We start from the raw sequence: 16,019 nt of genomic DNA on the forward strand, positions 1-16,019 counted from the left end.
GCCCATCGTAGAGAGGCGTTGCTGCGCTGGTCCGTCAGGTGTGCGGCAGGCCCGGCCACACCTGAGCTCCGGGTAGGACGGCCGAGACGGAGGCAGCGAGCACCCACCCGGCGCAGCAGCGAATGCGTCGATGTCTCGATGCCCGGAACTTCGTCTCCGCCCCCTCGTCGACGGGGCCGGACTCGCTTGACCGCACCGCAACGGTCGGTCGGCGGGGAGTGCGCCCGGCAGGGTTCGAACCTGCGACCTGAGGATTAGAAGTCCCCTGCTCTATCCAGCTGAGCTACGAGCGCCTGATCGTCGATCCTAGATCCTGGGCCGAGGTGTGATCTCGCATCCACCGGGTCCGCTCTGCGCTCGCGCACGCGAGGGTGCCGCGCTCCGGTCGATACGCTGGGGATGTGGCAGAGCAGGTGGTTGGCAGGCGATCCCGGACCAGGACGACATCGGTCGCTCCCGTGCGTTGGCGGACCACCGGGGTGGTCGTCGCTGCCGTCACCATCGCCGTGTGCGTGTCCATCGGGCTGACGACGATCGTCAGCCCGCGCGCCACCCTCGGTCTGCCGTCGGCCGGTGACGTCACCGAGTGGGGCCTGGCCCTCGTGAAGTCGGTGTTCGACCTGTCGGCCGCGCTGACCATCGGGTGGCTCGTCGCGGCAGTCTTCCTGGTGCCGCCGCGCCGTGACGGCGTGCTGGACGTGGGTGGCTACCGGGCCGTGCGGGCGGCCTCACTGTGCGCGATGGTCTGGACAGCGGCGGCGCTCGCACTGGTGCCACTCACGGTGTCGGACGCGGCCGGCAAGCCGCTCAGCACCTCGCTGAGCGCGGACCAGATCACCTTCGGGCTGCAGGCGCTGGAGAACGTCCGCGCCCCCGCGTGGGCAGCGCTCGCCGCTGTCCTGGTGGCGATCCTCGCACGAGTGGTACTGCGTCCAGGAGGAGCTGCGCTCGTGCTCGCGCCGGCGCTGCTGGGCCTGATCCCGATCGCCGTCTCCGGGCATGCCGCCCAGTCCGGGGACCACGACCTCGCCAGTGATTCGATGATCTACCACCTGGTCGGCATTTCGATCTGGGTCGGTGGCCTGGTCGCCGTTCTCGGACTGCTGCGGCAGCGGGTCGAACATCTCGGCGTGATCGTCCGGCGCTACTCGCTGCTCGCGCTGGTGTCCTTCATCGCCGTCGGACTGTCGGGCCTGCTCAACGCGTGGGTGCGGTTCAGTGCCTTCAGTGACGTGTTCGGCACTGACTACGGCCGGCTCGTGGTCATCAAGACCCTGCTGATCGTGCTGCTCGGCGCCGCCGGCTACTGGCACCGCCGACGCACCATCCCACGGTTGGTCGCCGGCAGCCGCTCGGCAATCGTGCGATTGGCGACCGTCGAGATCGCCGTGATGGCTGCCACCGTCGGCGTCGCCGTCGCGCTCGGACGTACTGCCAGTCCGCCGCCCTCGGGAGCCGTCCCGGACAACCTGACCGAGACGCTCGGCTACTCGCTGCCCGGCCCGCCGGCGTTCTGGAACCTGGTCAGCGCGTGGCGGTTCGACCTCATCCTGGGCACCCTCTCCCTGGTGGCAGTCGGGCTGTACCTCTACGGCGTGTTCCGGTTGCGGCGCAGAGGCATCGCCTGGGCCACCAACCGGACGGTGTGCTGGTCGCTCGGTTGGCTGACCGTGCTCGTCGCCACGTCGTCGGGCATCGGCCGGTACGGGGTCGCCCAGTTCTCCATCCACATGATCAGTCACATGGCGCTGGGCATGATCGCGCCGATCCTGCTCGTGCTCGGTGGACCGGTGACCCTGCTGTTGCGGGTGTTGCCCGCGTCCCGGGCACCTGCCGCACCCGGGATGCGCGAACTCGTGGTGCGGGCGATGCACAGCCCGGTCACCCGGTTCGTCACCCACCCGCTGATCGTGCTGGCGCTGTTCATCGGATCGTTCTACGCGGTCTACTTCACCGGGATCTTCGCCTTCCTGATGGCCGGCCACTTCGGGCACCTGGTGATGGAGGTGCACTTCCTGGGGGTGGGCTACCTCTACTACTGGGTGATCATCGGAGTGGACAGCTCACCGCGACGGCTGCCGTACATGGCGAAGCTGGGATTGTTGTTGGCTGCCTTGCCGTTCCACGCGTTCTTCGGGCTGGCTATGATGAACAACCGCACCTCCGTCGACCCGGACTACTACCGTGACCTCGCGTTGCCCTGGGTGGGAGATCTGATCTCCGACCAGCGGCTCGGCGGCGCGATCGCCTGGGGCGCAACGGAGATCCCGATCATCATCGTGGTGATCGCGCTGATGTCGCAGTGGGCGGCCGGCGATGCCCGCGAGGCGCGGCGCAGCGACAAGCTGGGCGACTCGAAAGCAGACGAGGACCTGGACGCCTACAACGCGATGCTGGCCGAACTGGCTTTCCGGGAGGTCGATGCCCGGCAGGGCCCGAGACGCAGCGGACCGTCGGGGCACGCCCGGCAGTCGGGGCCGTCGGGCACCTCGGGGCGGGCCAGTCCATCGGGGTCCTCCGGATCCAGCGGCGCCACCCAGCCGTCCGGGACGCATCCGGACACCGACCAGTAGGACGACTCCCGGTCGGGCCGCACTACGGGCACATCCCGCCGACAACGAGCAGCGCGGCAGTGCCGGTTGTCCACAGAGTCGAAGCTGTCCACAGGATCCAGGTCGGCTCGGCGGGAGCTGCCTGATGTCTTCGATGCTGGAGCGAACCGGACCGGGCAGGACGCTCGAGATCCGGACCTCGAACAGAAGGAGAAAGCCATGCGTCAGCAGGCAACAGCGTGGGTGATCGGTCATGTGGCCACGCCGGTGGAGACCCACGGCGACGGCAACGCGCAACGGACCAAGTTCCGCGTCCTGATCAACAGCCGGTACTTCGATCGGAACAGCCAGACCTGGGTGGAGCGGGAAGCGACCGGCACGGAGGTCACGTGCTGGGGCGAGCTCGCCCGCAACGTTGCCGGCAGTGTCCACCTCGGCGATCCGGTGATCGTCCACGGCCGGCTCGAGGAGAACCGCTGGGTCGATCGGGAAGGTGCCAAGCGCAAGAGCGTCCAGCTGATCGCCGAGTTGGTCGCTCACGACCTGAACCGGGGGACCGCCGCTTTCGCCAAGTCGGCGGCGGCGGTGGCCCGGTCCGGGATCGGCGATCTGGATACGGAGGCCTCGCACGCCGACGGCCTCGATCACGACGGGATCCTCGACCCGCGCGCCGAACCGGTTCCCGCGGGTGCGCCGTTCTGACCCGGGATGTGACGGCGCTGCGCCCGGTGCCCGGACGGCGGTGCGGCCCGCTTCGGGTCGCTCCTTCCGGTCGCTACTGTGCGGAGCATGACCGACGCCGCACGCCGTGAGACCAGCCCGCATCGTGTGCGGACCTCGGGGTCGACCGGGCGCGTCGCGGTGGCGCTGGTGCTCGCCATGCTGGGACTGCTCACCGGGTGCACCAGCACCGTCACGCCCCAGGACATTCCGCAGGCGGAGAAGACCCTGTCCACGTTCACCGGTCCGGACTTCTCCGTGCTGTTGCCCGGCGAGCCCGACCAGACCACCAGGACGGTCTCCACAGCGGCCGGCGACCAGCAGCTCGTGTTCTACACGGTCGTCAGCAAGGACGCCGCGATCTCCGTTGCGGTGACCACCTATCCGAACGGCGTTCCGGTGGACCTGGACGGGGCGGTGAACGGGGCGGCCGGCAACATCGGCGGCACTGTGCTGTCGTCGGCACCGATCACCATCGGCGCTGACGAGGGTCGCGACGGGCGGATCGGGTCCAGCCGGGACGGGGTCAACCTCGCCGTCTACTTCCGGATGGTGCTGAGCGGTCAACGGCTGGTCCAGATCCAGCAGGTCGTGACGGGCGCGGAGCTGGGGAGCCCGCCATCGAACTACCAGCAGATCGTCGAGTCTCTGGTGCTCAGCTGACCTGACCGGCTGATCGGGGTTGCGGACCGGTACAGCTGACCGGGTCGCGGCGGCCCTAGCGGGTGCGCGGCTGGTGGCCTGCGCACGGCTGCCCCCAGGACGGTGCGGCGGCGACCGGGCGGCCCGATGAGGCAGACTGTCGGTCGGACCGAAGCACGCAGTACATCCGGACGGAGCACGAAGGCCAGTGGCCGAATTCATCTACACCATGAAGCGCGCACGCAAAGCCGTGGGCGACAAGGTCATCCTCGATGACGTCACCATGTCGTTCTTCCCGGGCGCCAAGATCGGTGTCGTGGGACCCAACGGTGCCGGTAAGTCGACGATCCTGAAGATCATGGCCGGTCTGGACCAGCCGTCGAACGGCGAGGCGTACATCACCCCCGGATACAGCGTCGGCATCCTCATGCAGGAGCCGGTGCTGGACGACGACAAGACCGTGCTGGAGAACGTGCAGGAGGCCTTCGGCGAGATCTATGCCAAGAAGGAGCGGTTCGAGGCCATCGGTCTGGAGATGGGCGAGCCCGACGCCGACTTCGACGCGCTGATGGAGGAGATGGGCAAGCTGCAGGAGGAGATCGACCATGCGAACGCGTGGGACCTCGACTCCCAGCTCGACCAGGCCATGGATGCCCTGCGCTGTCCGCCGCCGGACGCCTCGGTGGCGATCCTCTCCGGTGGTGAACGCCGCCGGGTCGCTCTGTGCCGGCTGCTGTTGTCCGCCCCTGACCTGCTGCTGCTCGACGAGCCCACCAACCACCTCGATGCCGAATCCGTGTTGTGGCTCGAGCAGTTCCTGGCCGGCTACGCGGGCGCCGTCCTTGCCGTCACCCACGATCGCTACTTCCTGGACAACGTCGCGCAGTGGATCGCCGAGATCGACCGCGGCCGCCTGATCCCCTACGAGGGCAACTACTCCACCTACCTGGAGAAGAAGGGCGAGCGACTCGCCGTCCAGGGTCGCAAGGACCAGAAGCTGGCCAAGCGGCTTGCCGACGAGCTGGCCTGGGTGCGTTCCGGCGCGAAAGCCCGCCAGGCCAAGTCGAAGTCCCGGTTGGCCCGGTACGAGGAGATGGCCGTCGAGGCCGAGCGCACCAGGAAGCTCGACTTCGAGGAGATCCAGATCCCGGCGGGTCCCCGGCTGGGCTCGATCGTCGTGGAGGTCGACAAGCTGCGGAAGGGCTTCGGCGACCGGGTGCTGATCGACGGGCTGTCGTTCACCTTGCCGCGCAACGGCATCGTCGGCGTGATCGGTCCGAACGGGGTCGGCAAGACCACCCTGTTCAAGACGATCGTCGGGCTGGAGCAGCCGGATGCCGGCTCGGTGAAGGTCGGTGACACGGTGAAGCTCAGCTATGTCGACCAGAACCGCGGCGGCATCGACCCGAAGAAGAACCTCTGGGAAGTGGTGTCCGACGGACTCGACCACATCAAGGTCGGCCAGGTCGAGATGCCTTCGCGCGCCTACGTGTCGGCGTTCGGCTTCAAGGGCCCCGACCAGCAGAAGATGGCCGGGATCCTGTCCGGCGGTGAGCGCAACCGACTGAACCTCGCGCTGACCCTCAAGGAGGGCGGCAACCTGATCCTGCTCGACGAGCCGACCAACGACCTCGACGTCGAGACGCTGTCGTCGCTGGAGAACGCACTCGAGCAGTTCCCCGGCTGCGCAGTGGTGATCTCCCACGATCGCTGGTTCCTGGATCGGACCTGCACCCACATCCTGGCCTGGGAGGGCACCGACGACGACCCGTCGAAGTGGTTCTTCTTCGAGGGCAACTTCTCCGACTACGAGGCCAACAAGATCAGCCGGCTGGGCGCCGACGCGGCCAAGCCGCACCGGGTGACACACCGCCGGCTGACCCGCGACTGAACCGCGACTGATCGGTGACGACAGCGGTGGACGGCCGCCGGAAGGAGTGGATCGGCTGATGGCGCCGAACCCACCGCAGCTCCCCGCTCTCGACGGTCGCTGTCATGCGCTGGGGCCTGCGGACGACACCGCAGTCCACCTGGCTGCACTTTCCGGCCGGTCCCCAGCTGCCCGTCAGGCCGCGACCGAGCACCTGGACGCGGCGATCGCGCCCGGCGGCCGGGCCTGGCCGGTGAGCGCTGACGTCGCGCAGTACGTCAGCGATCTGCTGCTGGCCGATCTGGTGTCGGACGGCGCCACCAAGGTGGAGCTGCTCTACTTCCTCGGTCAGATCACCGAGGCCGCCGACGGTGTGGTCGCCGCCGACGACCCGGACACCGTGCTGGGTTGCCGGGCGCTGTTGGCGCAGATCCTGAGCACCGCTGAACACTGTGAGCGTGATGCCGAGGAGGACGTCCGGGTGGAGGCGGCAGACGCCGCGGAATCCGCCCTCGAGGTGATGGAACACCACGGCCTCGACTGATGCCGCGGAGGGCCCGTCCGGCAGGCTCGATGTGACGCCGCACGCAGCAGTGGCTCACTCGGTGCGGGCCCGCTGTTGACTAGGCTCGATCGCGGCCACGGAATGGTGCAACGGCGCACCGCAACCCAGGAGCCGTACCTCAGGAGCAGTGAAATGATCTCACCCGCGCTTCCGCCTGCGATCGCCGATGCGGCTGCCGCCGAACCAGGGCGGGCGGCGTTGATCGAGGAGTACTTCCGCCACCTCCCGCAGGAGGACCTGCCGGAATCCGCCGACGAGGCAGGCGCCATCGTCGACACCCACATCCGCCTCGCCCGCAACCGACGCCCCGGCGAGTGTGCGGTCCGCGTGTTCAATCCGCGCACCCGCTCCGAGGACGCTCAGAACGTCACCGTCGTGGACATCGTCAACGACGACATGCCGCACCTCGTCGAAGCAGTCGTCGGGACGCTCACGGCGGCCGGGGTCCGGGTGTTCCGTGTCCAACATCCGATCCTGGTGGTCCGGCGGGCGGACGACGGTCTCCTGCAGGACGTCATCGGGGGTGCGCACGGTCCGTGGGCGCGCGGTCTGAGCGGCGCCGGCGAGGGGTTCGTCCGCGAATCATGGATGCACGTACTGATCGACCGACTCGCTGATGCCGAGCGGGCCGAAGCGATCGAGGAGCAGATCGCGGCCGCCCTCGCCGACGTGCGCGCCATCGTCCAGGACTCCGGCGCGATGACTGCCGCCGTGCACGAGATCGCCGACCTGGTCAGCGCCGGCGCGATCGACGGATCCGAGTCGGGACCGGCATCCCCGGGCGACGCCGCCGGCCCCGCCGAGGTCGTCGGTGGTCAGTTGGACGCCGCAGAGGTGGCCGACCTGCTGGACTGGCTCGCAGACGACAACATGGTCTTCCTCGGGGTCCGGGAGGAACACCGCACCGACGGTGAGAGCGCCGCGGAGAGCCTGGGTGTGCTGCGCCCCGCCGGGCCGAACTCGTCCGCGGTCGTTGATCTGAGCGTCACCGACTCGGGCGCGGACGCGACCACCATCGCCATCACCCAGGCAGGCAGAGCATCCGTCCTGAACTCCGCGGCGACCCCGTTGTGCCTGGTGCTGCGGACCCCGACCGGCGATCGCTGGCGAGTGGTGGGCGTGCTGCAACCCCGGGCGGTCGCCGCGGATCTCGCGTCCGTCCCGGTGCTGCGCCGGACGCTGGCGACCGTGCTGCACGAACTCGGTGCCTCGGCGGAATCGTTCACCGGGCAACGCGCCATCGACCTGCTCTCCGGGTATCCGCGGGCCGAGCTGTTCTGGGCCGACCCCGACCAGGTCGCCGCGCTCTGCGCCGACGTGCTGCACGGCTCCTCCCGTCGGCGACTTCGGGTGTACCTGCAGCACGACCCCCGCGGCCGGTTCGTCACCGTGCTGGTGTTCCTCGCGCGGGACCGGTGGACGACGGGCAACCGGCTACGGATGCAGGACGTGTTGCTGGAGACGTTGCACGGCACCGACATCCGATACGGCGCGCGCGTCGGGCAGGCAGAGCTCGCGGTCGCCCAGTTCGTCGTCCAGACCGAGGCCGATCCGGTTCAGTACCGGGCCGCCGAGGAGGTGGATCTGGACGTGCTGACTTCGCGGCTCCGGGACGTGCTGCGCAGTTGGGAGGACGACCTGCTCGCCGCGGTCTCCGGTACCGACGACGTCCTGGACACCGCGGACGTTCTCGCCCGCTACTCCACGGCGTTCGACGAGGCCTACAAGGAGAACTACCGCGCCCAGGACGCCGTCACCGACCTGGGAATCCTGGATGCGCTGGACGGTCCGGAGGATCTGGCGCTGACCATCTCCGTGCCCGGCCCCGAAGACGACACCGACGGCACCGACGGCAGCGACGGCACCGGGGGCACCGACGCGGCGGCCGACCGCCAGGGCCGCGCTTCCCGGGGAGCACTGCATGCACGGGTGCGGGTCGATCGGCGACTCAAGCTCTTCGTCGCGGGCCGGGCGATCAGTCTGTCCCAGGTCTTCCCGGTGCTGCAGTCGATGGGTGCCGAAGTGGTGGACGAGCACCCGTACACGGTCCGGCGCAGCGATGGAACGTCCTGCCGCATCTACGATTTCGGGCTGGCATTCGGCCCCGCCGATCTGCCGGACGAGGCCGACCAGCTGCATGCTCGGCGTCGGTTCATCGACGCCTTCGTGGCGGCCTGGCGGGGGTGGTCGGAGACCGATGGCTTCAACCGGCTCATCCTGGGTTCGGGTCTCGACTGGCGTCAGATCGCCGTACTGCGGGCCTACTCGCACTACCTGCAGCAGATCGGTACGCCCTACACCCAGACCTACATCCAGCAGGTGCTCAGCCAGTACGGCACGCTGGCAGCCGACCTGGCGGAGCTGTTCAGCACCCGGTTCGACCCCGAGCTGGGACTCGAGGACTCCGAGCGTGCGCAGCGCGAGCAGGAGCTGACCGCCCGGTTCGACGCCGAACTCGACTCGGTCGCCAGCCTGGATGCCGACCGCATCCTGCGCAGCGTCCGCAGTGTCATCCTGGCCACCGATCGCACGAACGCCTACCGCGCCGGCTCAGAGGGCACGCTGGCATTCAAGCTGGTGCCCAGCAGGATCCCCGACGTACCGAAACCCGTGCCCGCGCACGAGGTCTGGGTCTACTCACCGAGCGTCGAAGGCGTGCACCTGCGGTTCGGGGACGTCGCCCGCGGTGGCCTGCGGTGGTCGGACCGCCCCGAGGACTTCCGGACCGAGATCCTAGGATTGGTCAAGGCCCAGGAGGTCAAGAACGCGGTGATCGTGCCCGTCGGGGCCAAGGGCGGGTTCGTCGTGCGCCAACCGGTACCGGCCACCGGCGACCCGCAACGTGACCGGGACGCGCAGCAGGCCACCGGGATCGCCTGCTACCAGGAGTTCATCGGTGCCCTGCTCGACGTGACCGACAACCGTGTCGAGGGCCGGATCGTGCCGCCGGAGAGCGTCGTTCGACACGACGGCGACGATCCCTACCTCGTGGTGGCCGCCGACAAGGGCACCGCCACCTTCTCGGACATCGCCAACGCCCTCGCGGTGGAGCGCGGCTTCTGGTTGGGCGATGCGTTCGCCTCCGGTGGCAGCGCCGGCTACGACCACAAGGGCATGGGCATCACCGCCAGGGGGGCCTGGGAATCGGTGAAGCACCACTTCACCGACCTCGGGCTCGACACCCAGACGCAGGAGTTCACGGCCGTCGGTGTCGGCGACATGTCCGGTGACGTCTTCGGCAACGGCATGCTGCTGTCCGACCACATCCGGCTGGTCGCCGCCTTCGACCACCGGCACATCTTCGTCGACCCGGACCCGGACCACGGCACCGGTTTCGCCGAGCGCCGCAGACTGTTCGAGAAGCCCCGGTCCTCGTGGGCGGACTACGACACGGAGTTGATCTCGGCAGGTGGGGGGGTGTTCCCGCGGACCGCGAAGAGCATCCCGGTGAGCCGTGAAGTGCGGGCAGCGCTCGGCCTCGACGACGCCGTGACCGAATTGAGCCCTGTCGCGCTGATCAGGGCCATCCTGCAGGCCCCGGTCGATCTGCTGTGGAACGGCGGCATCGGCACGTACGTGAAGGCGTCCTCTGAGACCCAGGCGATGGTGGGGGACAAGGCCAACGACCCGGTCCGAGTGGATGCCGACCAGGTGCGGGCCCGGGTGATCGGGGAAGGCGGCAACCTGGGCATCACCCAGCTCGGGCGGATCCAGTTCGCCCAGCTCGGGGGCCGGATCAACACCGATGCCATCGACAACTCGGCGGGCGTCGACACCTCCGACCACGAGGTCAACATCAAGATCGCGCTGGCACCGGAGGTGGCGGCCGGGCGGCTCACCTTGCCGGAGCGGAACGAGCTGCTGGCCTCGATGACGGACGAGGTCGCCGCCCTGGTGCTGGCCGACAACATCGCCCAGAACGAGCTGCTCGGCGTTTCCAGATCCCATGCTTCGCTGATGCTCTCGGTGCACCAGCGGTTGATCCGTGCGCTGGTGTCGGCGGGTTCGCTGAACCGGGAGCTCGAGTTCCTCCCCAGCGACGAGACCATCGACGAGCGGATCGCCACGGGGCTCGGTCTGACCTCACCCGAGCTCAGCGTGCTGGTCGCGTACGTCAAGTCGCAGGCCGCCACCGAGATCCTCGGCGGCGGTCTGGCAGACGATGCCGCCTTCACCGCGGGGCTCGCCGGCTATTTCCCGTCCGCCATGCGCACCGGCTGGTCCGACGCGATCCAGCAGCATCCGCTGCGTCGGGAGATCGTCACCACCATCGCGGCGAACGAAGTGGTCAACGGCGGCGGCATCAGCTATCTGTTCCGGATCCAGGAGGAGACGGCCGCAGCCATCACCGATGGCGTCCGCGCCTATGCCGTCACCAGTACCGTCTTCGGCCTGCCTGCGCTGTGGCAGGAGATCTCCGGCCTGTCCCCGCGGGTACCGGCACCGGCCAAGGACGCGCTGCTGCTGTCGTCGCGGCGCCTGCTCGACAGGGCATCCAGGTGGTTCCTGTCGAACCGCCCGCAGCCGCTGGACGTCCGCGCGGAGACCCAGCGGTACGTGGCGGCAGCCGCGGATCTTGCGAATCGGATGCCCGAGCTGTTGCAGGGCGTCGAGGCGGACAACGTCACCCGGGACAGCGAGCAGCTCGTCGAGCTGGGGGCGCCGCTCGAGCTGGCGGGGCGGGTCGCCCACAGCCTGTACTCCTTCAGCCTGTTGGACATCGTCGACGTCGCCGAAGCCACCGCCCGGGAGCCGGCGGAGGCCGCAGCGGTGTACTACGCGCTGTCCGCCCACCTCGACTTCGACCGGCTGCTGACGGCAGTGACGGAGTTGGAGCGCGGTGACCGGTGGCATGCCCTGGCCCGTCAGTCGGTGCGGGATGATCTGTACCGTTCGATGCGCCTGCTGACCGCAGACGTGTTGGCCGGCAGCACATCAGCGCAGGACACGGCCGCCAAGATCGATCAGTGGGAACTCCAGAACGCGTCCCGACTGGCCCGCGCCAGGATCACCCTGACCGAGATCGCGGGTTCGGGTCAGGGCGACCTGGCGGCACTGTCGGTGGCGGCCAGGGAGTTCCGCTCCATGGTTCGTTGACGGACGCCGGCACGGGCCGGCACCACCAGCTGCAGCACACGGCAGGATCATCACGAGGGAGCGACATGGGCCGCGAGTCGGACGGGCGGTACGTCGTCGAGGTCGGCGTTCGATGGTCGGACCTCGACCTGTTCGGCCACGTCAACAACACCCGGACGCTGACCCTCCTCGAGGAGGCGAGGGTCGACTGGATGTTCGTCGATGCGGTGGACCGTGGGACCGAGGGGTTGTCCAGAGGGGTGGTCGTGGCCGGCATCCGGATCGACTACCGACGGCCGATCACCTTCCCGGGACCGGTCAGTGTGTCCATGGGGGTGACAGCGCTCGGTGCCGCGTCCTTCACCGTCGACTATCTCGTGCACCAGGGCGCGGAACTGGTCGTGACCGGGTCCTCCTCCCTGGTGCCGATCGACCCGCAGACTGCTCGGCCCCGGCGACTGGACGCCACCGAGCGCGCCTACCTGGGACGGTTCATCCCCGCCGAGCCGGTCGGCGCTGTCGGCGTCCGCTCCGCAGCCCGGGGATCGGCCACGCCGTGAGCGTCCTGGCCCCCGAGAGCACCGCCGACCGCGATGATGCCGCCGCCTTCGCCGGCCGGGTGGCCCGGTGGGATCCGCTCGGGCCGGTGCGGATCCGGCTGGACAACGAGCTGGTACGGCTGTGGGCCACCACGCCTTTCGACACCCTGGTGATGCGCGCGATCCGTGGACGGATCGAACCCTCCGACGTCACCGTGCACGCCGGGAACCTGCTCACTGCGCTCGCCGTGCAGACCGGCGCCGAGGTCGACCCCGGCACGGTGATCGACAGCCAGTGGCGGGCGCAGCTACCACCGCCCGGCGGCTTCATCGCCGTCGACACCGTGCCGGCGATGGTCCTGGGGGAGATCGCCGACCGGGGTGTCGAGCAGGCGAAGAACAATCCGGGTCCGGCCGGCGGAGCCTCGACCGCGTTGCTGGATTCGGAGGCGATGACGGTGAGCGGCAACGGGATGCGGGTGTTCATCCCGATGCGCGTCCTGCTCGCGTTGTCCGGCATGGGATTTGCACCGCTGGTCGCGGACGAACCGGTGAAGGTCAGCGCCACCGACGCCTGGCTGCGGCTCGATGCCCGCTTCGGCTCGGTGCTGCGGAGGCGGCACGCGTTGCTGCCACTGCTGTTCTGAGCACCATCCTCATCCCGTCGCGCCGGCAGCGCCGAAGTCAGTCCGTCGGCGCCGAGGCGAGGAACAATGCCGAGGAATCCACCGGCAGCAGGCCGTCGACCAGCGGGGTCGAGGTCAGCAGGATCTCACCCGGTGGAAGTGGCACCGGACCGTCACCGGCGTTCAGCACGCCGGCCAAGCCGCCCGGATCGCGCCGGAATGCGAAGCAGCCTTCGGGTGCGCCGTACCAGGACACGGTCGAGCCGGAGAACGCCGGATGCTCGGCACGCAGTTCGATCGCTGCCCGCACCAGGTTCAGCGTCGAGTGCGGGTCGTCCAGCTGCCGTTCGACGGTCAGTGGCGCGTACTCCTGCGGTGACGGCAACCAGGTCGACGGCCCACTCGAGAAACCGAACGGCGGTTCCTGTCCCTCCCAGGGCATCGGCAACCGGATGGCGTCCCGGCCCCGTTCGGTGTGCCCGGACCGTTCCCAGGTCGGATCCTGCAGCCGATCGTCCGGCACCTCGACGTCCGGCAGGCCGAGCTCCTCGCCGTTGTACAGATAGACCGAGCCCGGCAGGGCGAGCTCCAGCAGCAATAGTGCCCTGGCCCGCAGCAGCCCACGTTCCCCGCCACCGAACCGGGTCACAGGGCGGGCGACGTCATGGTTCGAGAGCGTCCAGACGGGGGATGCCCCGACGGAGGCGGCACTGGTGAGCGTCTTCTCGATGGCCTGCTGCAGAGCAGCTGCGGTGAACTCGGACTCGATCAGCGAGAAGTCGAACGCCTGGTGCAGCTCGTCGGGACGCAGGTACGCAGCGAAACGCTCGGGCTCGGACACCCAGACCTCACCGACGGTGACCGCGTCCGGGTACTCGTCGACGACCTTGCGGATACCGCGGTGGATCTCGTGCACGCCGTCGTCGTCGAATCGCGGGTCCTCGTCGACAGTGCTCGGCACGACTCCGTGGCCGGGCTCGGCATCGGAACCGGCGGCCGCGTGATCGGCAGCAGCGGAGTCGGCAGCAGCGGAGTCGGCCGCTGCCTGCACCTGATCGAACGCTGCAGCGGAATCCTCGGGAGCGTCGGGCAGACCCGGCGGCTTGGCCATACCGTGGGCGACATCGATCCGGAACCCGTCCGCCCCACGATCGAGCCAGAAGCGCAGGGTGGCGTGCAGGTCGTCGGCGACCTCGGCATTCGTCCAGTCCAGGTCCGGCTGTTCCGGCGCGAAGATGTGCAGGTACCACTGACCCGGCGCGCCGTCCGGTCCCGGTACCCGGTGCCAGGCGGGTCCGCCGAAGACCGAGGCCCAGTTGTTGGGGGGAGCGTCCCCGCCGTCGCCTGCACCGTCGCGGAACAGGTACCTGGCACGTTCCGGAGATCCCGGCGCGGTCGGCAGCGCGTCCCGGAACCAGCGGTGTTGCTCGGAGGTGTGGTTGGGCACGACGTCGACAATCACCTTGAGGCCGCGGCCGTGGGCCTCGGCGATGAGCTCGTCGAAGTCCTGGAGGGTGCCGAACGCCGGATCGACCTCGCGGGGATCGGACACGTCGTAGCCGGCATCGGCCATCGGGGAGCGGTAGAACGGCGTGATCCAGACCACCTGGATGCCGATCAGCTCCAGGTACCCCAGGTGCTCGGTGATACCGCGCAGATCACCGACGCCGTCGCCGTCCGAGTCGGCGAAGGAACGGATGTACACCTGATAGCCGACGGCGGTCGTCCACCAGGAGTCACTGCCCTGGTGCACGGTCTGCTGCGGGGTCTGCCCATCCTGCAGGGCGCTCTCGGGAGTCGTCACGACTGGTCATCCTGCCACCGGCCACACGAACCCGGCCAATCCCGGTGGGCTGCGTGGGCTGGCTGGACGGGGTGGACCGTCCGGTCAGCCGGCGGAGTTCACCATGCTGTCGGCGGCCATCACCAGGTACGCCCACAGCCGGTCACGCTGCTCGGTGGTCAGTTCGACGGACTCGACGGCGCTGCCCATCGCCCGCAACCACGCGTCGCGTTCGGCGGGCCCGATGACGAACGGCGCGTGCCGCATCCGCAGCCGAGGGTGGCCGCGCAACTGCGAATACGTGCGCGGCCCGCCCCAGTACTGCTCCAGGAACATCCGCAGACGAACCTGCGCCGGTCCGAGATCCTCCTCCGGATACATCGGCCGGAGGATCGGATCCTCGGCGACCTGTTCGTAGAACCGGCGCACCAACAGCTCGAAGGTCGGGTGACCACCGACCTCGGACCAGAAGGTCTGCTCGCTGCTCGCGGGGCCGCCCTCGGTCGGCGCGGTGGTCAACGAGATCGGCATGGCGCCGGGCGGGGCAGCGAGCTGGTCCGCCTGCTGTCGTGCCTGGTCGGGAGTGCTCATCAGATCCCGCTTCCTGCATCGTCCGCCGGGAATCCGCGGAGGTCCGCGGCCGGCGACTGGATTCCCTCGGAGTCGAACGCTTCCTTGATCGCACCACGGACGGCGCGCCCGAAAGCCCACTGCGATCCCGCCCGGACGGTGGTGGTGAGCCGGATGATGACAGCTCCCGACGTCATCGACACCACGCCCTGCATCTCCGGCGGCGAGATGATGACGTCGGCGAACTCCTCGTCCTGGGCGACGGTGGCCGCCCTGGCGAGGGCGATGTCGCCGGCTTTCGCAGCGTCGGCCCGGTAGCTCAGCGGAAGATCGATGTTGAGCACCGACTCGCCCTGGCTGGAATTGCCGACGCGCAGCACCTCCCCGTTGCGGACGTGCCAGAGGGTGCCGTCGACCCCGCGGACGGTGGTCGTCCGGAGATTGACCGCGACCACCGTCCCGCTGGCCTGGCCGAGATCGACGACGTCGCCCACCCCGTACTGGTCCTCCAGCAGCATCGAGATGCCCGACAGGAAGTCCTTGACCAGGTTCTGGGCACCGAAGCCCAGGGCAACACCGGCGATGCCGGCGCTCGCCAGCAGCGGAGCCACGTTGATCCCGACCTCGGCCAGGATCAGGATGATCGCCACCGTCCAGATGGTGAACGACAGGATCGAGATCAGCAGCGATCCGATGGAGCCGGCCCGCTGGGTGCGCCGCGCCACCCCCTGCGAGCCGAGCACCATCACATCGGCACGCGCCTTGAGCGGCCGCAGGAATCGCGGCGTCGAGCTCTCCTCCTTCGCCCGGGTGGCCCGACCGATGGCGCGCTTGCCGATCCACCTCGCCAGCAGAGCCAGCACGATGATCAGCAGGATGCGTCCGGCGGCCTGGACGATCCCGGCAGCATTCTCCGCCAGCCAGCTCACTCCGGTGCCGGAGAAGATGCGCTCGCACCAGCTGCCGACATCGGCAGCACAGTCGGGGACGATCTGCACAGGCACACGGGCCCTTTCCTCGTGGACGGGATCACAGCTGGGGGGTACCGACGGGACCGGGTGTGGTCGCGGCGAACC

The 16,019-nt window shown here is 69.2% G+C and carries 11 protein-coding genes and 1 tRNA gene; 8 read left to right on the top strand and 4 right to left on the bottom strand.

From position 1 onward, the window contains the following. Window positions 1-219 precede the first annotated feature (219 nt). Window positions 220-293 (bottom strand) — tRNA-Arg (locus tag ABLG96_RS08915). Between the two features lie 165 nt (window positions 294-458). On the opposite strand from ABLG96_RS08915, the gene ABLG96_RS08920 reads away from it, so the two are divergent. The 8 genes from ABLG96_RS08920 to ABLG96_RS08955 all read left to right on the top strand — a co-directional run bounded on the left by ABLG96_RS08920 (window position 459) and on the right by ABLG96_RS08955 (window position 12,611). Continuing rightward, window positions 459-2,573 carry a cytochrome c oxidase assembly protein gene (locus ABLG96_RS08920; protein ID WP_353650988.1) on the top strand — a complete coding sequence of 705 codons (2,115 nt, stop codon included), beginning with the start codon at window positions 459-461 and terminating at the stop codon, window positions 2,571-2,573. A gap of 198 nt (window positions 2,574-2,771) precedes the next feature. Then, window positions 2,772-3,254 carry a single-stranded DNA-binding protein gene (locus tag ABLG96_RS08925; protein WP_353650989.1) on the top strand — a complete coding sequence of 161 codons (483 nt, stop codon included), beginning with the start codon at window positions 2,772-2,774 and terminating at the stop codon, window positions 3,252-3,254. An 87-nt stretch (window positions 3,255-3,341) separates the two neighbouring features. Continuing rightward, on the top strand, window positions 3,342-3,935 hold the full coding sequence (locus tag ABLG96_RS08930; RefSeq protein WP_353650990.1) for a hypothetical protein: 594 nt from the start codon (window positions 3,342-3,344) through the stop codon (window positions 3,933-3,935). A gap of 187 nt (window positions 3,936-4,122) precedes the next feature. Further along, window positions 4,123-5,805 (top strand): energy-dependent translational throttle protein EttA, encoded by a 1,683-nt coding sequence (ettA, locus tag ABLG96_RS08935; RefSeq protein WP_353650991.1) that lies wholly within the window; start codon window positions 4,123-4,125, stop codon window positions 5,803-5,805. A 58-nt stretch (window positions 5,806-5,863) separates the two neighbouring features. Then, window positions 5,864-6,328, top strand: a complete 465-nt coding sequence (locus ABLG96_RS08940) for a hypothetical protein (RefSeq protein WP_353650992.1) — start codon at window positions 5,864-5,866, stop codon at window positions 6,326-6,328. 153 nt (window positions 6,329-6,481) lie between these two features. Then, window positions 6,482-11,446: an NAD-glutamate dehydrogenase gene (locus ABLG96_RS08945; protein WP_353650993.1), complete on the top strand. Its 4,965-nt coding sequence runs from the start codon at window positions 6,482-6,484 to the stop codon at window positions 11,444-11,446. Between the two features lie 65 nt (window positions 11,447-11,511). After that, window positions 11,512-11,985 carry a thioesterase family protein gene (locus ABLG96_RS08950; protein ID WP_353650994.1) on the top strand — a complete coding sequence of 158 codons (474 nt, stop codon included), beginning with the start codon at window positions 11,512-11,514 and terminating at the stop codon, window positions 11,983-11,985. Further along, window positions 11,982-12,611, top strand: a complete 630-nt coding sequence (locus tag ABLG96_RS08955; protein ID WP_353650995.1) for a hypothetical protein — start codon at window positions 11,982-11,984, stop codon at window positions 12,609-12,611. Before ABLG96_RS08950 ends, ABLG96_RS08955 begins: the two co-directional genes overlap by 4 nt. A gap of 37 nt (window positions 12,612-12,648) precedes the next feature. Here ABLG96_RS08955 and ABLG96_RS08960 read toward each other — a convergent pair whose 3' ends face one another. From ABLG96_RS08960 to ABLG96_RS08970, 3 genes are all read right to left on the bottom strand, one after another. Further along, the gene (locus tag ABLG96_RS08960) at window positions 12,649-14,343 is read right to left on the bottom strand and encodes a glycoside hydrolase family 13 protein (RefSeq protein WP_353651441.1); all 1,695 of its coding nucleotides are present in this window, start codon (window positions 14,341-14,343) and stop codon (window positions 12,649-12,651) included. Window positions 14,344-14,478: 135 nt separating this feature from the next. Continuing rightward, entirely contained in the window at window positions 14,479-14,904 is a 426-nt protein-coding gene (locus tag ABLG96_RS08965; protein WP_353651442.1) for a globin, read from the bottom strand. A gap of 59 nt (window positions 14,905-14,963) precedes the next feature. Continuing rightward, window positions 14,964-15,947 carry a mechanosensitive ion channel family protein gene (locus ABLG96_RS08970; protein WP_353650996.1) on the bottom strand — a complete coding sequence of 328 codons (984 nt, stop codon included), beginning with the start codon at window positions 15,945-15,947 and terminating at the stop codon, window positions 14,964-14,966. Window positions 15,948-16,019 lie beyond the last annotated feature (72 nt).

This window comes from Nakamurella sp. A5-74, assembly GCF_040438885.1.
Lineage (GTDB): Bacteria > Actinomycetota > Actinomycetes > Mycobacteriales > Nakamurellaceae > Nakamurella.

Bases quoted from the DNA above. Each gene is read 5' to 3' on its own strand.
- ABLG96_RS08925 (WP_353650989.1), top strand. From the start codon at position 2,772: ATGCGTCAGCAGGCAACAGCGTGGGTGATCGGTCATGTGGCCACGCCG.
- ABLG96_RS08930 (WP_353650990.1), top strand. From the start codon at position 3,342: ATGACCGACGCCGCACGCCGTGAGACCAGCCCGCATCGTGTGCGGACC.
- ABLG96_RS08940 (WP_353650992.1), top strand. From the start codon at position 5,864: ATGGCGCCGAACCCACCGCAGCTCCCCGCTCTCGACGGTCGCTGTCAT.
- ABLG96_RS08945 (WP_353650993.1), top strand. From the start codon at position 6,482: ATGATCTCACCCGCGCTTCCGCCTGCGATCGCCGATGCGGCTGCCGCC.
- ABLG96_RS08950 (WP_353650994.1), top strand. From the start codon at position 11,512: ATGGGCCGCGAGTCGGACGGGCGGTACGTCGTCGAGGTCGGCGTTCGA.
- ABLG96_RS08965 (WP_353651442.1), bottom strand. From the start codon at position 14,904: ATGCCGATCTCGTTGACCACCGCGCCGACCGAGGGCGGCCCCGCGAGC.